General features: G+C 59.1%; 19 protein-coding genes. 5 read left to right on the top strand and 14 right to left on the bottom strand.

The features are described from left to right. The 4 genes from R6X40_RS04350 to R6X40_RS04335 all read right to left on the bottom strand — a co-directional run. On the bottom strand, positions 1-408 hold a 408-nt coding region (locus tag R6X40_RS04350), incomplete at its 3' end, for an Arm DNA-binding domain-containing protein (RefSeq protein ID WP_318411234.1). A 64-nt stretch (positions 409-472) separates the two neighbouring features. After that, a complete protein-coding gene (locus tag R6X40_RS04345; RefSeq protein ID WP_318411232.1) occupies positions 473-847 on the bottom strand; it encodes a hypothetical protein in 375 nt (124 codons plus the stop codon). A 56-nt stretch (positions 848-903) separates the two neighbouring features. Next, a complete protein-coding gene (locus R6X40_RS04340) occupies positions 904-2010 on the bottom strand; it encodes a TRAP transporter substrate-binding protein (RefSeq protein WP_318411231.1) in 1107 nt (368 codons plus the stop codon). A gap of 242 nt (positions 2011-2252) precedes the next feature. Then, complete coding sequence (locus R6X40_RS04335) at positions 2253-2453, bottom strand: hypothetical protein (RefSeq protein ID WP_318411229.1); 201 nt, start codon at positions 2451-2453, stop codon at positions 2253-2255. Between the two features lie 71 nt (positions 2454-2524). Here R6X40_RS04335 and R6X40_RS04330 point away from each other — a divergent pair, with 71 nt between their 5' ends. The 4 genes from R6X40_RS04330 to R6X40_RS04315 all read left to right on the top strand — a co-directional run bounded on the left by R6X40_RS04330 (position 2525) and on the right by R6X40_RS04315 (position 6333). Continuing rightward, the gene (locus tag R6X40_RS04330) at positions 2525-3502 is read left to right on the top strand and encodes a sulfate ABC transporter substrate-binding protein (protein ID WP_318411227.1); all 978 of its coding nucleotides are present in this window, start codon (positions 2525-2527) and stop codon (positions 3500-3502) included. Between the two features lie 97 nt (positions 3503-3599). Further along, a complete protein-coding gene (gene cysT / locus R6X40_RS04325) occupies positions 3600-4421 on the top strand; it encodes a sulfate ABC transporter permease subunit CysT (protein ID WP_318411225.1) in 822 nt (273 codons plus the stop codon). A 2-nt stretch (positions 4422-4423) separates the two neighbouring features. Beyond that, positions 4424-5317: a sulfate ABC transporter permease subunit CysW gene (cysW, locus tag R6X40_RS04320; RefSeq protein ID WP_318411223.1), complete on the top strand. Its 894-nt coding sequence runs from the start codon at positions 4424-4426 to the stop codon at positions 5315-5317. After that, a complete protein-coding gene (locus R6X40_RS04315) occupies positions 5314-6333 on the top strand; it encodes a sulfate/molybdate ABC transporter ATP-binding protein (RefSeq protein ID WP_318411221.1) in 1020 nt (339 codons plus the stop codon). The genes cysW and R6X40_RS04315 overlap by 4 nt, the downstream gene beginning before the upstream one ends. An 80-nt stretch (positions 6334-6413) precedes the next feature. On the opposite strand, the gene mgrA is transcribed toward R6X40_RS04315, so the two are convergent. The 9 genes from mgrA to R6X40_RS04270 all read right to left on the bottom strand — a co-directional run bounded on the left by mgrA (position 6414) and on the right by R6X40_RS04270 (position 17171). Next, on the bottom strand, positions 6414-7445 hold the full coding sequence (gene mgrA, locus R6X40_RS04310) for an L-glyceraldehyde 3-phosphate reductase (RefSeq protein WP_318411219.1): 1032 nt from the start codon (positions 7443-7445) through the stop codon (positions 6414-6416). Positions 7446-7677: 232 nt separating this feature from the next. After that, a complete protein-coding gene (locus R6X40_RS04305) occupies positions 7678-8811 on the bottom strand; it encodes a Gfo/Idh/MocA family oxidoreductase (RefSeq protein WP_318411326.1) in 1134 nt (377 codons plus the stop codon). A 30-nt stretch (positions 8812-8841) separates the two neighbouring features. Then, positions 8842-9603, bottom strand: a complete 762-nt coding sequence (locus R6X40_RS04300; protein WP_318411217.1) for a sugar phosphate isomerase/epimerase — start codon at positions 9601-9603, stop codon at positions 8842-8844. A 22-nt stretch (positions 9604-9625) separates the two neighbouring features. Then, positions 9626-10315: a D-lyxose/D-mannose family sugar isomerase gene (locus R6X40_RS04295; protein ID WP_318411216.1), complete on the bottom strand. Its 690-nt coding sequence runs from the start codon at positions 10313-10315 to the stop codon at positions 9626-9628. 9 nt (positions 10316-10324) lie between these two features. Further along, on the bottom strand, positions 10325-12796 hold the full coding sequence (locus R6X40_RS04290; protein ID WP_318411215.1) for a glycoside hydrolase family 2 protein: 2472 nt from the start codon (positions 12794-12796) through the stop codon (positions 10325-10327). A gap of 99 nt (positions 12797-12895) precedes the next feature. Further along, a complete protein-coding gene (locus tag R6X40_RS04285; protein WP_318411214.1) occupies positions 12896-13981 on the bottom strand; it encodes an ABC transporter ATP-binding protein in 1086 nt (361 codons plus the stop codon). Between the two features lie 4 nt (positions 13982-13985). Then, positions 13986-14927, bottom strand: coding sequence for a carbohydrate ABC transporter permease (locus tag R6X40_RS04280; RefSeq protein WP_318411212.1), 942 nt, complete (start codon positions 14925-14927; stop codon positions 13986-13988). Then, positions 14920-15822 (bottom strand): sugar ABC transporter permease, encoded by a 903-nt coding sequence (locus tag R6X40_RS04275; protein ID WP_318411211.1) that lies wholly within the window; start codon positions 15820-15822, stop codon positions 14920-14922. The genes R6X40_RS04280 and R6X40_RS04275 overlap by 8 nt, the downstream gene beginning before the upstream one ends. Positions 15823-15935: 113 nt before the next feature. Next, positions 15936-17171: an ABC transporter substrate-binding protein gene (locus R6X40_RS04270; protein ID WP_318411210.1), complete on the bottom strand. Its 1236-nt coding sequence runs from the start codon at positions 17169-17171 to the stop codon at positions 15936-15938. Positions 17172-17665: 494 nt separating this feature from the next. Between R6X40_RS04270 and R6X40_RS04265 the strand changes: the two genes are divergently transcribed. Beyond that, complete coding sequence (locus R6X40_RS04265) at positions 17666-18694, top strand: LacI family transcriptional regulator (RefSeq protein ID WP_318411209.1); 1029 nt, start codon at positions 17666-17668, stop codon at positions 18692-18694. 83 nt (positions 18695-18777) lie between these two features. Here R6X40_RS04265 and gndA read toward each other — a convergent pair whose 3' ends face one another. Continuing rightward, complete coding sequence (gene gndA / locus R6X40_RS04260) at positions 18778-20208, bottom strand: NADP-dependent phosphogluconate dehydrogenase (RefSeq protein ID WP_318411208.1); 1431 nt, start codon at positions 20206-20208, stop codon at positions 18778-18780. Positions 20209-20330 lie beyond the last annotated feature (122 nt).

Genomic DNA, 20330 nt, shown 5'->3' with positions numbered 1-20330 from the left:
GGCCAGATTTCGGTTCAACAGCCAGCGGTAGCCAGCGGCGGTTCGCGGTCGCAGTTTCGACAGGCGGCGCGCGGTATAATCGGCCAGCACGGTTTCCAGCGTATCGCTTTTCAGCCGTGCCTCTTGTTCCTTGCGCTCGCGTTCCGCCACCTTGGGATCGACACCCGTCGTCACCTGTCCAACGATGCCTTGCGCCAGTTCGCGCGCCTTGGCGAGCGGGATGGCGGGATAGGAACCCAACGTCGCCTTGGTGATCTTGCCGCGTATCGAATAGCGCACGGCGAAGGATTTCGAGCCGGTTTGCTGGATGATCAGATAGAGGCCGGGAAAACCGAGATCGGCGATTTCCTGCCGCTTTTCGGTTGCTGGTGCATGCTTGCAAAATCGGTCTGTAAGTTTGACGGGCATGGTGTCCTCGGGGGAAGTCTGGGGGAAGCGTGGCACCCTGTATACAGCTGTTATCAACTGTTGTCTACTGTTGCAACAAACGGTTGATATCTATGGCTTTTTGGCCGATATCGGCATTCAGCTGTTGCCAATTGGGGGAAGCTGTTTTGCCAGTATATCTGTGCTTGTCACAGAGATCCAGCCAGCCCAAGTCCTTGGGCTGAAAGAGCCTTTTGACCCGACAGACGTCGGGTCGCTGGATCCCCGCCACAAGGGCGAGGATGACGGAGAGTGGAGTGCCGCTTTCACCAGATAGTCGTTGTCGGGTTTTGTCAGCAGTTTGATGGCCGGTCTTCGAACCGGCCATTTTTTTACGGGCCGTAAGCAGCCTCGAAACCGATTCTGGCGAAACAGCGAAAGCGCTTTTTTGAGGATTTGACCACCCCTCGCCGACGGACAAAGAAAAACCCCGGAGCAGCGCTCCGGGGTTTTTCGTTTCAGCGATGAATGCAGAGCTTAGAGCTTGCCGCCGCGCTGCTGGATCATCATGAACGTGTCGTAGTTGTATTCGGCGATCTGGGCATTGAGGTAATACTCACCACGGAACGCCTTGATCGAGTCCCAGATCTTCTTGAAGGTCGGATTGGTCGCTTCCATTTCGGCGTAGACCTCGTTGGCCTTGTCGAAGCAGGCCGACAGGATTTCCGGGCTGAACGGGCTGAGCTTGGCGCCAGCGGCAACCAGGCGCTTGATCGCAGCCGGGTTCAGATAGTCATACTTCTGCAGCATGTTGGCGTCGGTTGCCTGGCAGGCCGTGCGCAGCAGCGACTGGTAGTTCTTCGGCAGGCCGTCGAACGCCGCCTTGTTGAACATGGCGTGAACCGTCGGGCCACCTTCCCACCAACCGGGATAGTAGTAGTACGGCGCAACCTTGTAGAAGCCGAGCTTTTCGTCATCGTACGGGCCAACCCATTCGGCCGCGTCGATCGTGCCCTTTTCCAGCGACGGATAGATATCGCCGCCTGCGATCTGCTGCGGCACGACGCCGAGCTTCTCGACGACCTTGCCGGCAAAGCCGCCGATGCGCATCTTGAGGCCAGACATGTCAGCAACGGTCTTGATTTCCTTGCGGAACCAGCCGCCCATCTGCACCCCGGTGTTGCCGCCAGGATAGCCCACCAGACCCTGGGTCGCCAGGAACTCGTTGAACATCTCGATACCGCCGCCATGGTAATGCCAGGCGTTCATGCCGCGTGCGTTGAGTGCAAACGGAACGGCGGCACCCAGCGCCCAGACAGGGTCCTTGCCCCAGTAATAGTAGGAAACCGTGTGGCAGGCTTCGACCGTACCGGCAGCGGCAGCGTCGGCGGCCTGAAGACCCGGCACGATTTCACCGGCGGCGAAGACCTGAATTTTGAAATTGCCATCCGTTGCGTCGGATAGGTATTTCGACAGCACTTCCGCGCCGCCATAGATCGTGTCGAGCGACTTCGGGAACGACGACGCCAGGCGCCAGTTGACCTTCGGGTTGCTCTGGGCAATGGCAGGCGCTGCGAGCGTCGTGGCAGCGGCGGCACCGACGCCACCGAGAGCCGCGCGCTTGATGAATAGACGGCGATCCATGTTCTCTCCTCTGTTGTCGCGGACAGACGGCAATGCCGGACCTGTTCCTCCCCGCGAAGTGCAAACCGCACTGGCCGATGTCGACTAGCTCAAACGGACATGCACAATCTCAAATCCATTTTATGCGGACACGCGATTTCGAATATACCCGCGCACCTCCGCCCGGCAGATTACACGCTCCCCCCCTCATGTCCAGCCACGCGGGAAAGAGGCGATCTTCGACTTTTGTCTAACAACAACGTTCAATGTTTGCAGCCGCTTACGCACGCTTGATGATCGCCGGCGGGCAAGCGGCAAACTTTGTGAAGATAAAGCACCAACTCATTGAAACAGCTAATATACCAGAAATTGGCGAGGCTGGATGATTTTGACTTGATGAAGGCGTCCGTTTCTCCGTTGGAGCCTTTCAGGCAATATTTTTCCAATGCGGCGGAAACATTCACAGAAGGGTTCCTCGGCACGCCGCTGTGCCGACTCTATGCTCCGGACGAAATCAAATCTCGGGGAGTTCTTCATGAAACGTCTATTGCTCATCGGTGTCGCACTTGCGGCTTTGACCGCTCCAGCCGCCGCTGCCGACAAGCTGCTCAATGCATCCTATGATGTTTCCCGCGAACTGTTCGAACACGTCAATGAAGCCTTTATTGCAGCCCATCCCGGCATCACAGTCGATCAATCGCATGGCGGCTCCTCCAAGCAGGCCCGCGCGATCCTCGAGGGTCTCGAAGCCGATGTGGTCACTTTCAACCAGGTGACGGACGTCGATGCACTGGTCAAGGGCGGCTTCGTCTCGGAAGACTGGAAGAGCGACTTCGCCAACAACGCTTCCCCCTTCTATTCCTTCCCGTCCTTCCTCGTGCGCGAAGGCAATCCAAAGGGTATCAAGGACTGGAACGATCTGGTTCGCGACGACGTGAAGGTGATCTTCCCGAACCCGAAAACCTCTGGCAATGCCCGCTACACGTATCTCGCAGCCACCGCTTACGCGAAGGAAAAGTTCGCCAACGATCCGGCCAAGGTCGAAGAGTTCGTCAAGAAGATCTTTGACAATGTCCCGGTCTTCGACACTGGCGGACGCGCGGCTACTACGACATTCGTCGAGCGCGAGACTGGCGACGTGCTGATCACGTTCGAAGCCGAAACCAAGGGCATCGCCAAGGAATTCGGCGAAGACAAGTTCGATATCGTCACGCCTTCCGTCAGCCTTCTCGCCGAGTTCCCGGTGGCGATCGTTGACAAGGTGGTCGACAAGAACGGCACCCGCGATCTGGCAAAATCCTACCTCGACTTTCTCTACACGCCGGAAGGTCAGAAAATCCTGGCCGAGAACGGCAACCGCGTGAACGACGCCACCGTCGCTGCGCAATTCAAGGACCAGTTCCCCGAAATCCGGCTCCTCAAGGTCGAAGATGTTTTTGGCGGCTGGGGCAAGATCAAGGAAGAGCAGTTCGCCGAAGGGGCAGCGCTCGATAAGATCTACGGAAACCGTTGATCACAAACACAGACTCTGAAAAACGAAGGCCGCGGCGGACGAAAGTCCCGCCGCGGCCTCAAGATGTTTTCCACCTCGAATTTCAAAGGGCAGTTTATTGGCACGGCGCATTCTTCCAGGCTTGCCCCTGACGCTCGGCATAACGCTCGTCTATGTCGCCATCATCGTCGTGCTGCCGCTTGGCGCACTGATTTTCAAGGCGGCTAGCCTCGGTCCGGAGGACTACTGGCGGATCGTCTCGTCCGAACGCGCCATGGCCAGCTACCGGGTCACCATGCTCTGCGCTCTGGCCGCCACACTGTTCAACCTGGTGTTTGGCCTTGCCCTAGCCTGGGTCATCGTGCGCTACCGTTTTCCGGGCAGGCGCTTCATTGATGCGCTGGTGGACCTGCCCTTCGCCCTGCCGACCGCCGTTGCCGGTATTGCTCTGACGACGCTGTTTGCCTCGAACGGCTGGTTCGGCGCGCCGCTCGCCGCCATCGGCATCAAGGTCGCCTATACGCCGCTCGGCATCATCATCGCCATGGCCTTCACCAGTCTGCCCTTCATCGTGCGTACAGTGCAGCCGGTGCTGGAGGAACTTGACCCGGCGCTGGAGGAAGCGGGGCAGACGCTCGGCGCCACCGATCTGGAAATCTTTTTGCGGGTGATCCTGCCGCAGCTGGCGCCAGCGCTGCTGGCTGGACTGTCTCTGTCGTTCGCGCGCAGCCTCGGCGAATTCGGCGCCATCATCTTCATCGCCGGAAACCAGCCGTTCGACACGGAAATTACCGCCCTCCTCGCCTTCATCCGGCTGGAAGAATACGACTATCCCGCATCGGCCGCGATCGCCTCGGTGATGCTGCTGGCCGCCTTCACGATGCTTGCCGTCACCAACGTCCTGCAGGCGCGCGCGCTGCGTTATACGGTAAAGGGTTGATCATGGCCAAAGCCAAGACGAAACGGCCGCCGCGGATTGGCGAAGCACCGGTGTTTCGCAACACGATGATTGCTATCGTGCTGACGCTGGTAGCGCTTGTCATCATCGCACCCCTGGCCGTCATCGGCTACGAAGCCTTTTCCAGAGGCATCGCTTATTTCGGCAAGACGATTACCAATGCCGATACACGCCATGCGATCCTGATGACGGCTTTGACGGCATTGATCGCCGTCCCAATCAATACGGCATTTGGTGTCGCGGCCGCGTGGGCCATCACCAAATTCGATTTCCCCGGGCGCCGCCTGTTGCTGATCGTCATCGAAATCCCCTTCTCGGTGTCGCCTATCGTCGCTGGTGTCGCCTACCTCTTCGTCTATGGCCTGCAGGGCCTGTTCGGCGAAACACTGCAATCAGCCGATGTCAAAATCCTGTTCGCCCTGCCCGGTATCGTGCTCGCCAGCATGTTCGTGACGGCCCCCTTCGTTGCCCGCGAACTCATTCCGCTGATGCAGGCGCAGGGCCGCGATCTGGAGGAAGCAGCCACCTCGCTCGGTGCCAGCGGCTGGCGGACGTTCTTCTTCGTGACGCTGCCCAACATCAAATGGGCGCTGCTCTATGGCGTTATTCTCTGCAACTCGCGGGTGATGGGCGAATTCGGCGCCGTCTCGGTGGTTTCGGGCAATATCCGCGGCCAGACCAACACCCTGCCGCTGCATATCGAGCTGCTCTACCACGACTACAACGCCGTAGGCGCCTTTGCCGCCGCATCGATCCTTGCGGCGCTCGCCGTCGTCACCCTGATCGCCAAGGTGGCGCTTGAGCGCCGGGGCGCTGGCCGCGTCCGCCGCCCCTCACTTGCCGGCACAGCACCGACCACTTCGGAGACAAAACCGTGAAAATCCGCCTCGACACCGTCGTCAAGACGTTCGACACTTTTCGCGCCGTGCATGGCGTTTCGCTTGACATCGAGAGCGGCGAGCTGGTCGCCTTGCTGGGACCGTCCGGCTCGGGCAAGACGACGATCCTGCGCATGGTGGCCGGCCTCGAATTCCCCGATGGCGGTGCCATCTATTTCGGTAACGAGAACGCCACCGATATCGAGGTTCGCCATCGCGGCGTCGGTTTCGTCTTCCAGCATTATGCGCTCTTCCCACACATGACGGTTGGCGACAACATCGCCTTCGGCATGAAGGTCTCGAAGACCAAACGCTCGTCCGCAGAGATCACCAATCGGGTGGAGCATCTGCTGCGCCTCGTCCAGCTTGAAGGCCTGCAGGATCGGTTTCCAGCCCAAATCTCAGGCGGACAGCGGCAGAGGGTGGCGCTGGCCCGGGCGCTTGCCGTCGACCCCAAGGTTCTGCTGCTCGACGAACCGTTTGGCGCGCTCGATGCCAATGTCCGGCGCGACCTGCGGCGCTGGTTGCGCAAGATCCATGACGAATTGGGCATCACGACGCTGTTCGTCACCCATGACCAGGCCGAGGCCCTCGACCTCGCCGATCGCGTCGTCATTCTCGACAAGGGTAAGATCGTTCAGACGGGGACGCCAGAAGAGGTTTGCCGGGCACCGGCCAGTGCCTTCGTCATGAATTTCCTTGGCGACGCCAACCGCCTGAAGGTCACGGTTTCCGGAGAAAAAGCACAGATCCAGGAGGTTGGCTTCGACGCGGCCGGAATTGCGGACGGCCCGGCCGAACTGTTCTTCCGGCCCGCCGACGTCACCTGGCGCGAAGATGGCCATGGCATTCAGGCAACCATCGCCCGCGTCATCGACCGGCCCGATTCCAAACGTGTGCTTGCCCTGACGGTCGATGGTCAGTCCATCGAGTTCGACGCGGCGCCGGAATTCCCGTTCCGGGCCGACGCGCGCGGCTTCGTCGATATCCGCCGCCCACGCATCTATCCGGCTTGAATGCATGCCCTGAACGCAAAGAGCACCGGATCAGACGATCCGGTGCTCTTTGCTATTGTGCGTGACCGTAGGGCCGATGCTTAATCGCGCTCTGCCGACGAGGCCCACAGATTGATGTCGGCTTCCTTGGCATAGACATCGATCTCGGCCAGTTCTTCCGCCGTGAACGTGTCGTTCTTCAACGCAGCGACGCAATCGACGATCTGCGACGACCGGCTGGCGCCGATCAGCGCCGAGGTGATCCGGCCGTTGCGCAGGACCCAGGCGATGGCCATCTGCGCCAGCGTCTGGCCGCGCTTTTCGGCAATCTCGTTGAGCTTCCTGATATTGTCGAGGATCGACGGGCGGATAAAATCCTTCTTGAGGAAGTGGTTCTGCGCGGCACGACTGTCGGCCGGAATGCCGCCGAGATACTTCGTCGTCAACATGCCCTGCGCCAAAGGCGAGAACACGATCGAACCCATGCCAAGCTCTTCCAGCGTATCGACCAGACCGTCATCCTCGACCCAGCGGTTGAGCATCGAATAGCTCGGCTGGTGGATGATCAGCGGCGTACCGAGATCTTTCAGGATCGCTGCGGCCTCGCGGGTACGCTGCGAATTGTAGGAGGAGATGCCGACATACAGCGCCCTGCCCGATCGGACGATATGATCGAGCGCACCGCAGGTTTCCTCCAGCGGCGTGTCTGGATCGAAGCGGTGCGAATAGAAGATATCGACGTAATCGAGACCCATGCGCTTGAGGCTCTGGTCGCAGGACGCGATCATGTACTTGCGGCTGCCCCATTCGCCATACGGACCCGGCCACATGTCATAGCCGGCCTTGGAGGAGATGATCAGCTCGTCGCGCAGGCCGGCAAAATCGGTGCGCATGATCTCGCCGAACGCGGTTTCGGCCGAGCCCGGAGGCGGGCCGTAATTGTTGGCGAGATCGAAATGGGTAATGCCGAGGTCAAATGCCGTGCGGCACATGTCGAGCTTGCGCTCATGCGGCGTTTCATGGCCGAAATTGTGCCAAAGACCGAGCGAGATCGCCGGCAGCTTCAGCCCGGTCTTGCCGCAGCGATTGTACTTCATCGTCTCGTAGCGATTGTCAGCCGGTTGCCAGCTCATCGTTTTATCCTGCCTGTGCTTTGAAAAAGGAATTCCCGAAGCGGCTATGCTCCGGGAATATCGGGATAGAAGCGGTATATTTTATTGTGATGACGGTGCAAGGCGATACTGCCTTGCACCCCCAAATTTGGCCTAGAGCTTTCCGCTTTCTTCGAACCGCGAAAACGCTCTCCCTTTTGCTTTTTAGGCAATTCCGAACGCAAAACCGCTGCGCACTTTTGCTGGAATTGCGTTAGCGCAACAGGGCTTTGGCTTCCTCGATACCGAGCGCTGCCGGCTGGGTACAGGTCGTCGTCAGCTCGATGAAACGGCCCTCTTCGCCCGACCTCAGGATCGACACCATGACATCGACGCCGTGAAGTGCCCGTTCCAGTGAGCAGCGCGCGTCACGGCCGTCGAGAATGGCAAGCGCCATATCGGCAAGGCCAGCCGTGCGATAATTGGCCATCATGCCCTGCTTGTGTTCCTGGTTGGGAACAGAGAACGGATGATCCCAGGTTTCCAGTGGCTGGATGTCTTTATCAGGGCCGCTGGCAGAGACCGTGCCGCCGAAGAAGTTCGGGTCCGGCACAAACAGCGAGCCTTCCGTGCCGTAGAGTTCCATGTTGGCATGATTGTGCGACCAGACATCCCAGCTGGCCGACAGCGTGATCGTCGCCCCATTCTGGAACTCGAGCAATGCATGGATGTTTGTCGGCGTCTTCACCGGAATGACTTCGCCCTGGCGCGGCTCGCTGGTGATCGTGCGGGTCGGATTGGCCATCGAGGTCAGTGCCGCCACGCGCTTGACCGGACCGATCAAGTTGATCAGGTTGGCAATGTAATAGGGACCGAGATCGAGGATCGGGCCGCCGCCGGGCAGGAAGAAGAAGTCCGGGTTCGGATGCCACATCTCCATGCCAGGGCTCAAGACGTGGCAGGTGCCGGATGTGACACGGCCGATCTTGCCTTGGTCGATATAGTCACGCGCCAGCTGGTGTGCGCCGCCGAGGAACGTGTCGGGCGCGCAGCCGACCCTGAGCTTGTTGGCGGCTGCGACCCCGCGAAGCTCTTCGCCCTGCTCCAGCGATAGAACCAGCGGCTTTTCCGAATAGACGTGCTTTCCGGCTTCCAGAATCATCTTGGAAACAGGGAAATGCGCATCCGGAATCGTCAAGTTGACAACGATGTCGACTTCCGGATTGGCCAGCAGTTCTTCGATGGTCTGTGCCTTGACGCCATATTCGGACGCACGCGTTTCTGCGGCAGCCGGGTTGATATCGGCGCAGGCGACGACCTTAATGCCCCTAAAGAGCGGTGAGAGCGTGAAATAGGTGGTGGAGATGTTGCCGCAGCCGATGATGCCGACGCCAAGTTCCCCTGTCACTCGTTCCTGTGTCATAGTGTTGTCTTTCTTTCAGTAGGTCTTGATCGAGGCGATCGAGCGCTCGGCCGTCACCTTGTAATCCGTGGGATTGTCGTGCTCGACGATGTAATATTTTGCTGATGTTGCAGACAGCGCCTTGAAGAGCTTTGCCCATTCTACCGTACCGTGACCAACATCGGCCCAGCCATCCTGATCCGTATTCTCACCAGCCGAGGCGATATCCTTCACGTGGACGGCGGTAATGCGCTTGCCGTACTTTTCGATATAAGCGAACGGATCGGCACCGCCACGGATGACCCAGGCGATATCCGCCTCCCAGGACAGATTTGGCCCGCCGGCAAAGATATGGTCCTGCGGGATCGATCCGTCGGCCAGCGCCACGAATTCGAAATCATGGTTGTGCCAGCCGAAATCGAGGCCAGCGTCACGGAAGGGCTTGCCTGCCTTTTCAAGGCGCTCACCAAAGGCTCTCCAGCCGGCAGCGTCCGTCGGACGATCTTCAGCGGCAAGATAGGGGCAATAGATCGACTTGATGCCGAGCGTTTTGGCGATGTGCACGGCGCGCGCCGGATCGTTCTCGAGCAGATCGAGGCTGAAATGGGCCGACGGCATGGTCACGCCGCTCTTATCCATGTCTGCCTTCAGCGCGGCAAGGGCGGCATCATCGAGCGCGGCGTAAAGAGCGCCATACCCTTCGACCTGCTTGTAGCCGGCGGCACCGATCGTCTTCAGGACATCGGAAAGCGGCGGGAAATTACGGGCGCTGTAAAGCTGGAAGCTGACGGTCTGCATGAGAATTCCTCCTTGGGATCGTTTATGGGAGCCAGGTGTCATAGTCCGACACCAGCAGATGGCTCGGCTTGGTGTCTTCCTGGATGGTGGAAAAGCGGCCGACGGGCTCGCGGAAATAATTGTCGGTGAGATCATCGTTGACGGTCGACACCTCGCCCATCAGCACATCCGCGCCCTCGGCCCAGAAGGCATGCCAGTTGCCGGGCAGAAGCGTGACGCTTTCGCCGGGCGACAGCCGCAGGAAAGCGCCAGCCTTCAGTGTCCGCAGGCGGGCGTCGGTGGCGACCACCACATCATTGGCCTCATCGACATTTCCATCAGGCAGTGAATTGTACATTTGCAGCACCAGCGTGCCGCCGCCGCGATTGATGATATCCTCGGTTTTCACAGCATGCCGATGCAGTGGATTGACCTGATCTTTTGCCGTGATCATCAGCTTTTCGGCATAGAGCATGCCGCGGCCATCAGCGAGCGCCGCCGCCGAGCCGTTACGCAGGGTGAACAGGACAAGGCCAAACTCGTCGAACCGGCCCTTGCCATAGTCGGTGATATCCCAGCCGAGCCGGGTGTCGCGGATGGAGGGCGTGTCCGACGCCACCCGCGCCTTCAGCTCCTCAGGCGACCAGTAAGCGAAAGGTGGCAGGACGAACCCATGCTGACGCATGAAGGCATCGCTCCGCTCAATTATGGCATTGACTTCGCTTCGCAGCATTGCGGCCTCCTATCCGTTGCCTTGGCAGGAGTGAAGGTCGTAGCCGGTGAAGACCGGACCAGCGCCTGCTGCCAGTGGTTGCCGTGGGGTAAAGCGGATGACCCGGCTTTGGCCCGCCGTCAGGTCGAAGGCGTTATCCGAATAGCGGCCTTCGACGTCGGCTTCGATCATCACATGCAGGGCAAGACCGGTTGCCGAAACCGTGACACCGTAGGAACCATCGCCGACCGGCGTCGCCGAGATGGAAAGACCCGATGGCTCAAGATCAAGCGCCTTGTAAGTGCCCTGAACGTGGTGCCCCTCGCCGCGCATGCCGTTCGAAGCCTCGAACGACCAGAACAGCAACGCGTCCTTCGGGATATCGGACGCGGCAATCGTCATCAGCGTATCGGCACGATCCGGGCTGCAGGTGCCGGCAGCAGCCGTCAGGGGCTGTCTCTCGCCGGAAAGCGAAATGACAAAGGTCTGAAGCTCGACTGTCACGGGTGCCGCCGTATCGTTGACCATCGAAAACGAGATGGTCTTGCCGTCATCTGACGGGATGGCCGCGACTGCGACCGGCTGGAAGAACCGGCGGGTCATGTAGTGCATGGCCTTCCAGTTGCCGCCGTAATCAAGGCTGGCCCAAGAGGCGACCGGCCAGGTATCGTTGAGCTGCCAGTAGAGCGTGCCCATGCAATGCGGCTTCAGCGATCGCCAGAAATCGACGGCCGTGCGGATCGCAAGTCCCTGCTGGATCTGGCTGAGATAGACGAAATTAGAAAAATCCTTCGGGAAGCGGAAATAGCGGAACATGGTCGCGGCGATGCGCTCGTTGCCGCCGGCATTTTTCTGGTGTGATTCCATCACCGGCGAAGCGACGTTCAGGTCCTTCTGTTCGGCAAACTGCCGCACCACCGGCATCGACGTGTAGGACTGGAAGCCGAACTCCGAGCAGAAACGCGGCCGCACGGTGCGGTAATTGTCGAACGACTTGTTTTCGTGCCAGACCGACCAATAGTGCATGTCGCCGGAACCATCGGCGTGCCAGGCATCGCCGAAATTGAGCGGCCCGACCGACGGGCTCGACGGCCACCAGATCGCCTCGGGCGCTGCCGCCTTGATGCCGGTTTCGACGACACGGTTGAGGCGATCGTAAGACACCAGGTAGCGGTCACGGTCTTTGCGGCTTTCCTCGAACCAGGTCAGCGCGCCGACCAGTTCGTTATCGCCGCACCAGAGCACGATCGACGGATGCGAGGACAGGCGCTTGACCTGATACTCGACCTCGGCGGCGACGTTCTCCAGAAAATCCGGTGTCGAGGGATAGAGATTGCAGGCGAACATGAAATCCTGCCAGACCATGATACCGAGCCGGTCGCAGAGATCGTAGAACCAGTCTGGTTCGTAGAACCCGCCGCCCCAGATACGGATCATGTTCATATTGGCGTCGACGGCTGAGCGCAGCAGGTCCTCGACGCTCTCCGGCGTAACCCGGGAGGCAAGCGCATCGGCAGGGATCCAGTTGGCGCCCCGGCAGAAGATTTCGCGGCCGTTGACGCGGAAGGCGAAACGGCTGCCGGCCGTATCCTTGTCGGTGATCAACTCGACGGTGCGAAAACCGATATGGCGGGTAACAGTTTCGCCTGGAACTGAGACCCTGAGCAAGGATAGTACTTGCTCGCCGCTGCCGGCCGGCCACCAGAGAGCCGGATTTTCCACGGTAAAGACATGGGTGACCTGCGTTTCACCGGCATTGACGGCGCACTCCAGATGCTCCCGCTGGCCGCCAAGCACGAAGTCAATCCCGACAATGCCGGGCTCCTTTGCGAACAACGTCACCGTGATCTGAAGATCAATCGCTCCGCCGATCTGCGGCACCTGCCGCGTTGTCACATGTTCGATACGGGCGGCGGCAAGCCTTTTCAGCGCAATCGTGCCGTAGATGCCGAGCGGTGCAATGGCGATGTTCCAGTCCCAGCCGAAATGGCATTGCGGCTTGCGCAGCATGTTGCCATTGGCAATGGGTGAGTTACCGGTCGAATAAGGAATGTAGAACGGCTGGGCCGCCTGCCTCTCAGCCCCCGCGGCGATCGAGGAACGCAGAACGACACGCAGCCTGTTTTCACCCGCCTTCAATGCCGAGCCAACATCCGGACGATAGCGGCGGAAGCAATTGTCTGATTTCAACACCAGCTGGTCGTTAACATAGACCTCGGCGATCGTGTCGAGGCTCTCCAGATCCAGATACCAATTGCCTGCGAGATCGACCTCATCGATATGGAACAGCCGTTGCAGCACCCAATCCTTGTGCGCCACCCATTGCACATCGTCCTCGTTGCGGCCGGCATAGGGATCCGCGATAACGCCTGCCGCCTGCAGGGCGCTATGGACATCGCCGGGAATGGCGATCGTCAGTGCATGACTGTTGTCGGACGCGGCAAGTTGCCAATCGCCGGACAGGTCGAGGGTGGCAGGGGTGGAGAAAGCAAGAGCAGACATTGTCGCAATCCATTCGCAGCCAACCCCGACAGGGCCGGCATCATTCATTCGGTCATGATGGCCGCGCACGCTTGCGGCCATCACAGTGTTTCAGAGTGATCAAATCCTGTTTTCGGTCACGGCGTCGAACACCGAGGCCATCGACATGTCGAAGCTGAGTTTCACCGCCGATCCAGGCGCATAGCGCCGCGCGCCGGCAATGCGCACCGATATGGTCTGCCCGGCCAGCTTCAGCCACAGCAGATTATCGGCGCCCATTGGCTCCTCGATATCGACCACCGCGTCATGGATTTCCGCGCCTGGCTCATCGACCTTGACGTGTTCCGGGCGAACCCCGAGAACGACCTTGCGGCCAGCTTCCAGCGGCCCACGGGCGGGATAGGCATCCATCGCGAAATCGACGCCGTTGATCTCGATGACCTTGCGGCCGGCCTTGTCCTTGATCTCGCCGCGAAAGAAATTCATCGATGGCGAACCGATGAAGCCGGCAACGAACAGGTTTTCCGGCATGTTGTAGATCGTCATGGGATCAGCCAGCTGCTGGATGACGCCGCTCTTCATCACCGCGATGCGATCGGCCAGCGTCAACGCCTCGATCTGGTCATGGGTGACGTAGATCATCGTGTTCTTCAGCGACTGGTGGAGCCGCTTGATTTCGACGCGCAGTTCCGAACGTAGCTTGGCATCGAGATTGGACAACGGTTCGTCAAACAGGAAGACATCGACATCGCGCACCAGGGCACGGCCGATGGCCACGCGCTGCCGCTGGCCACCGGAGAGTTCGGACGGTTTGCGCTTCAGAAGCGGTTGTATCTGCAGAATTTCGGCGGCGCGGGCCACCCGCTTGTCGATTTCCGCTTGGGGCAGCTTGGCAACCTTGAGGCCGAAGGACAGGTTGCCCTCCACCGTCATCTGCGGATAGAGCGCATACGACTGGAACACCATGCCGATGCCGCGATCCTTGGGCTCTTCCCAAGTGACGTTCTTCTCCTTGATGAAAATCTGGCCTTCCGACACGTCGAGAAGTCCGGCGATGCAATTGAGGAGTGTCGATTTTCCGCAGCCGGACGAGCCGAGAAGCACGAGGAACTCACCATCCTTGACGTCGAGATTGAGAGTTTCAAGTACGGTGACCGCACCGAAGCTCAATGACAGATCCCTGACCGATACACTGTTGCTGGTCATGCAATTACCCTTTCACTGCGCCGGCGGCGATGCCACGGACGAAAAGCCGTCCGGAGACGAAATAGACGATCAACGGCACGGCACCAGTCAGGATGGTTGCCGCCATGTTGACGTTGTATTCCTTCACGCCCTGAACAGAATTGACGATATTGTTGAGCTGGACGGTCATGGGATAATATTCCGGCCGCGTGAACACGACGCCGAACAGGAAGTCGTTCCAGATACCGGTGATTTGCAGGATCATCGCGACCACGAAGATCGGCAGCGACATCGGCAGCATGATCTTGAAGTAGATGGTCCAGAACCCTGCCCCATCGACACGTGCCGCCTTGAACAGTTCCTCCGGCAGCGACGTGAAGTAGTTGCGGAAAAGAAGCGTGAGGATCGGCATGCCAAAGATCGTGTGGACGAGGATCAGGCCGGTCAGCGACCCGTAGAGGCCCATTTCGCGCAGTACGATGACGATCGGATAAATCATCACCTGATAGGGAATGAATGCGCCGACGACCAGGATGGTGAAGAACAGGTCGGCGCCCTTGAAGCGCCAGTTGGCCAGCGCATAGCCATTGACCGAGGCGATGGCGATAGAGACGACGGTCGAAGGGATGGTGATGCGTACCGAATTCCAGAACCCGCGGGAAAGCCCGTCGCAGTTCAGACCCGTACAGGCACTCGCCCAAGCCTTGGCCCAAGGTTCGAAGGTGATTTCGACCGGCGGTGAGAAGATGTTGCCGAGCCGGATTTCCGGCATGCCCTTCAACGATGTGACGACCATCACATAGAGTGGCAAGAGATAATAGACAGCGGCAAACAGCAACGCGCCGTAGATCATGATGTTTCGCGGCGAGAACATCGGCTTCGGCTTTTTGCCTCTCGGTCCGGAAATTGGCTTCGTCGCAGGCGCCGCGGCAGTGGCGGGTTTATTGAGGGATACGACTTCAGCCACGCTTGCGTCCTCCGAATTCGAGATAGGCCCAGGGGACGATGATAATGGCGACGGTGAGCAGCATCATGGTCGAAGCGGCAAATCCCTGACCCAGATTCTGTGCCTGGAACATGTAGTCATAGACGTATTTGGCAGGCACCTCGGAAGCGATACCTGGCCCACCGCTAGTCTGCGCTACGACCAGATCGTATACCTTGACGATGCCGCTGGCGATGATCACCAGCGTTGTGATGAACACGGGGCGCATCATCGGGATGATGATGAAAACATAGGTCTTCCACGTCGGAATGCCGTCGACGCGCGCCGCCTTCCAGATATCCTCATCAATCCCGCGCAGGCCGGCCAGCATCAGGCACATGACAAGCCCTGTCCCCTGCCAGAGGGCCGCGATCAGGACGCCGTAGATGACGATATTGGAATTATAGAGGGGATCGAATGTGAAGCTGCTCCAGCCGAGCGAGCGCACAACGGATTGGACGCCAAACTCAGGGTTCAGAATCCATTGCCAGACGAGGCCGGTGACGATGAAAGAGAGCGCGAAGGGGTAGAGAAAGATCGTCCGAAATGTGTTTTCGAAGCGAATCTTCTGATCCATCAGCGCCGCCAGCAGAAAACCGATCACAAGGCTGAAGATCAGCGAAAACAGACCATAGATAGCCAGATTCTGGATTGAGATGAGCCATCGGGGGGCTGCCCACAAGCGCTCGTACTGGTCGAGACCGACGAAAGACAGACGCGGCAGGAGCTTGGAATTGGTGAAGGAATAAAACACCGTCCAGAGTGTACCGCCGAAAAAGATGACGACCGCGGTGAGAATCATTGGAATTGAGGCAATCTTCGCATTCAGATTGCGCAGCAACTGGTTCGGCCGGCCGGCGTTCGCGTGGCCCGTCATAGGTCAACCCTCCCCTGGATCGCATTTTTATTTTGAGGACAGAAGCTCCAGATTGCCGGGAGCCTGAAACCGGCCCCGCGCGTGCGGAGCCGGTTTCCGAGAGACTGGCTCGATCAATCGGCCGAAGCGATGATGTCGGCAAAGCGCTTCTGCGCTTCTTCGGGTGTCATCGATGGGTTGGCGAAGAACTCGGAGAAGAGATCTTCCTTCTGCTTCTGACTGTCTGCAGAGAGGAGCTGGTCGGTCCACTGGACGACATCGCCCTTGGCCAGGATATCGAGGCCCTTTTTCATGCAGTCGTTGGCTGCTGCGAGGTCGACGTCACCACGAACCGGCAACGAGCCTTTCTTCAGGTTGAAGGCAACTTGCGTCTTCGGATCAAGCAGCGTCGATGCAAGTGCTTCCTGTGCCTTGGACTTTTCCGCATCCTTCAACAGCGGGAAATAGAACGCATCACCGCCGGTCGCGATGACGGCATTCACCCCGAGCCCGGGCAAGCAGGAATAGTCCACGCCTGCCTTTTGGTTGGCGAGCTGGAATTCACCCTGTGCCCAATCCCCCATGATCTGTCCGCCGGCCTTGCCGGTGATGACCATGTTGGTCGCCTGGTTCCAATCCTGAACATTGGTACCCTTGGACATGCGGCGAGCATCGTCGGCAGCCTTGAAGACCTTGGCCATTTCCGGCCCGGCCGCCACGGCTTCATCCTTGTCACCAAAGACCTTGAGGAACGTATCCTTGCCCGCAAGCGACAGGATCAGAACGTCGAAGGCCCCCGCCGACTGCCAAGGTTGGCCACCGATGGCGAGCGGAACAATACCTGCCTTTTCAAGCGCTGGAGCGGCGGCAACAAACTCGTCCCAGTTCTTCGGCACATCGACACCGGCCGTCTTGAAGGCCGCGTTCGACAGCCACAGCCACTGCCAGGAATGGATATTGACCGGCGCGCAATAAATCTTGCCGTCGATCGTGCAGCTGTCGAGCAGGCTCGACGGCTTGATGATGTCTTTCCAATGTTCCTTGGTCGCGACATCCGTCAGGTCGCGCATGAGACCAGCCTGCACCAATTCTTCAGCCTGACGGCCGTGGTTGAACTGGGTGGCACCCATCGGGTCACCGCCGGTGATGCGGCTGATCATGATCGGCCGAGCAGTGCCGCCGGAGCCGGCAATAGCGCCATCGACCCAATGATTGCCGGTGGCATCGAATGCCTTGGCCAGTTCTGCGACGGCCGCGGCTTCGCCACCGGACGTCCACCAATGCGTCACTTCCAGATCGGCAGCGTTAGCGATGCCCAATGGAAGCACTACAGTCGCCGCCAATGCAGCAGCCAACAAACGCAATTTCATGAGTTTTCCTCCCTCACTGTAACGTTACCGTAAAAACTTAGTTCAATCGATTTGCAGACGCAACCACCACAACGCACAATTCCCGATAAAAATATCCACACAACTTTTAGCTTTAAAAAAATGCATACCGATGCGGTGAAAACCAAGCTTTATTGCGGTGCAAATTTGCACCGAAAATCGCTATAAATGCAGATATTTCGACAATCCTGTCACTAAATTCGCGGTTCTTCACCCCACGCATACTTCGCGGATGCAGCGACATCTTGGTGCGGCGCAAGATTCAACCCCAGAGAGAGCGGCAATCACGAAAGCAAAAAAACAACTCGACAAGGCTACTGTATCGTTACAGATTTCTCAAAATTCGGGGGCATGGACCGTGGGTGCCTCTATGTCATGAATCGGATATAAGGCAGGCAAGCCCCTTGGGGTTTCTGCAGGTTAAACGTCGTCCTTGCGACGGCACGACCTGAACATGGGAAAGCGACGGGCGGGGAATGGACGAGAACAACAAAGGCCGGCAGGCAACGATACCGCCCTCAATGAACGAGCGCCCGACGCTGAAGACGATTGCCTTCATGACCGGCCTCGGTATAACAACGGTATCACGCGCCCTGAAGGATGCCCCGGACATCGGCGCCGAAACCAAGGAGCGGGTACGGCTCGTCGCCAAGCAGGTCGGCTATCAGCCGAACCGTGCCGGCGTCAGGCTGCGCACCGGCAAGACCAATGTCATCAGTCTGGTCCTGTCACTTGAGGAGGAAGTGATGGGGCTGACCAGCCCCATGGTCATCGGCATCTCCGAAATACTGGCCTCGACGCCCTATCATCTTGTGGTGACACCCTACAGCTCCTCCAAGGACGCCCTTGTTCCCGTGCGGTATGTTCTCGACACCGGTGCTGCTGACGGGGTCATCATTTCACGTACTGAGCCGAAGGATCCGCGCGTGGCGCTGATGATGGAACGGAACTTCCCGTTCGTCACCCACGGCCGAACGGACATGGGTCTTGCCCACCCCTATCACGACTTCGACAACGAGGGCTTTGCCTATGAGGCAGTGAAACGGCTTGTCGATCTTGGCCGCAAACGCATCGCGCTACTGCAGCCGCCGCCGCGCCTGACATTCCACCGGCACATGCGCGATGGTTTTGACCGGGCAATCCGTGATTTCGGTGTCGAAACCATCGCTTTCAACACTGTTGATATAGACAATACGCTGGTGGAAATTCGCGCGGCCTTCGAAACCTTGATGAGATCCCCGGATGCGCCTGACGGCATTGTGTCTGGCTCGGGCGCCGCGGCGATCGCATTGATCGCGGGGCTGGAGACGGTTGGAAAGAAGCTCAACCAAGATATCGATATGGTCTCGAAAGTGCCAAGCGACTTCCTGAGCTGGCTACGGCCGGAAGTCATCACCATGAACGAAGACATCCGTCATGCCGGCCGGGAGCTTGCCAAAGCCGTCATCGGCCGCATTGCTGGCACCCCGACTGAAGAATTGCAAAGCCTCAGCAAGGCGGTCTGAACCGAAGGCAGTATCCGGCTATCAAAAAACCCGCGCGGAGCGATCCGCGCGGGTTTTTCTGTTTCAGGATGCTTGAAGCGCGATCAGGCGTTGAGACCGCTGCCCCACGGGCCGTGATGCGAATCGGCACCATCTAGGCGGTCGAAACCGTGAGCGCCAAAGAAGTCGCGCTGCGCCTGGATGACGTTTGCCGTGCCGCGGCCGCGGCGATAGCTGTCGAAATAGCCGAGTGCCGACGCCAGTGCCGGAACCGGCAGGCCGCCAAGAACGGCTGCCGAAACAACCCGGCGAAGCGCGCCGTCAGTTTCTTTGACCATGCCGGAGAAGGCAGGCGTGACGATCAGGTTGGCAACGCCCGGATCCTTGGTGAAGGCCGTGGTGATCTCGTCGAGGAAGGCCGAGCGAATGATGCAACCAGCCCGCCAGATTTTTGCGATCGTCGGCATCGGCAGATTCCAGTTGAACTCGCGCGATGCTTCCGCCATGACCGCGAACCCTTGGGCATAGGCGCCGATCTTGGCGGCCAGCAGCGCGCTTTCGAGGTCCTTCAGGAACGCGGCCTTGTCGGCAATCTTGAACTCGCCAACATTCGGCAGGCCAAGCACCTTTTCAGCCGCTTCACGCTCGCCTTTGACCGACGAGATGCTGCGGGCAGCAACAGCCGCCTCGATCGCGGTTGCCGGAATGCCCATGTTCTGCGCCTCGATCACCGACCATTTGCCCGTGCCCTTCTGGCCGGCCTTGTCGAGGATGAGATCGACGATCGGCTTGCCGGTGATCGGGTCTGCGGCCTTCAGCACTGTCTCGGTGATTTCGATCAGGTAGGAATTCAGGCGGCCCCTGTTCCACTCGCCAAAAACTTCGCCGATTTCGGTGGCGCTCATCTTCAGGCCGTCCCGCAGGATGCCATATATTTCGGCGATCATCTGCATGTCGGCATATTCGATGCCGTTGTGGATGGTCTTGACGAAATGGCCAGCGCCATTTTCGCCGAGCCAGGCAACGCACGGATCATCGTTGTATTTCGCGGCGATCGAGGTCAGTACCTTTTCGACGCGCTTCCAGGATTCTTCCTTGCCGCCGACCATGATGGACGGGCCGTGGCGCGCGCCCTCTTCACCACCGGAGACACCCATGCCGATAAAGGTCAGGCCGCTATCCTTGAGATTGTCGAATCGGCGCATCGTGTCACGGAAATTGGCATTGCCAGCATCGATCATGATATCGTTGTTCTCAAGATAAGGCTTGAGCAGTTCCATCTGCTGATCGACCGGCTCACCGGCCTTGATCATGATGATGATTGGCCGTGGCGGGCGGATCGCAGCGACGAATTCCTCGATGGTCTCGCACGGCACGATTTGGCTCTGCAAGCTGCCTGCTTCGGCATAAAACTTCCGCGTCGCCTCGACGGTGCGGTTGAAGACTGCGATCGTGTTGCCTTTTTCGGCAATATTGAGCGCCAGATTCGATCCCATAACGCCAAGACCGATAAGGCCGATTTCTGCCTGTGCCACGTATGTGCCTCCGTTGGACAGTGAAGGTGCTAATGCCCGGCTGGGCGTGCGCGCAGCTCCACCAGATTGAACTTGCAGGGCGATTTTGTTCGGTTGCGGATGCCTGAACACGCCCTGCGGAT

The organism is Rhizobium sp. PL01, from assembly GCF_033447125.1.
GTDB lineage: Bacteria > Pseudomonadota > Alphaproteobacteria > Rhizobiales > Rhizobiaceae > Pararhizobium.
This window is presented reverse-complemented; position numbering and strand designations above follow the sequence as displayed.

Excerpts from the sequence above, each read along its gene's own strand:
- R6X40_RS04340 (WP_318411231.1), bottom strand. The coding sequence starts at position 2,010 with ATGGATCGCCGTCTATTCATCAAGCGCGCGGCTCTCGGTGGCGTCGGT.
- R6X40_RS04330 (WP_318411227.1), top strand. The coding sequence starts at position 2,525 with ATGAAACGTCTATTGCTCATCGGTGTCGCACTTGCGGCTTTGACCGCT.
- cysW (WP_318411223.1), top strand. The coding sequence starts at position 4,424 with ATGGCCAAAGCCAAGACGAAACGGCCGCCGCGGATTGGCGAAGCACCG.
- mgrA (WP_318411219.1), bottom strand. The coding sequence starts at position 7,445 with ATGAGCTGGCAACCGGCTGACAATCGCTACGAGACGATGAAGTACAAT.
- R6X40_RS04300 (WP_318411217.1), bottom strand. The coding sequence starts at position 9,603 with ATGCAGACCGTCAGCTTCCAGCTTTACAGCGCCCGTAATTTCCCGCCG.
- R6X40_RS04295 (WP_318411216.1), bottom strand. The coding sequence starts at position 10,315 with ATGCTGCGAAGCGAAGTCAATGCCATAATTGAGCGGAGCGATGCCTTC.
- R6X40_RS04290 (WP_318411215.1), bottom strand. The coding sequence starts at position 12,796 with ATGTCTGCTCTTGCTTTCTCCACCCCTGCCACCCTCGACCTGTCCGGC.
- R6X40_RS04285 (WP_318411214.1), bottom strand. The coding sequence starts at position 13,981 with ATGACCAGCAACAGTGTATCGGTCAGGGATCTGTCATTGAGCTTCGGT.
- R6X40_RS04275 (WP_318411211.1), bottom strand. The coding sequence starts at position 15,822 with ATGACGGGCCACGCGAACGCCGGCCGGCCGAACCAGTTGCTGCGCAAT.
- R6X40_RS04270 (WP_318411210.1), bottom strand. The coding sequence starts at position 17,171 with ATGAAATTGCGTTTGTTGGCTGCTGCATTGGCGGCGACTGTAGTGCTT.
- R6X40_RS04265 (WP_318411209.1), top strand. The coding sequence starts at position 17,666 with ATGGACGAGAACAACAAAGGCCGGCAGGCAACGATACCGCCCTCAATG.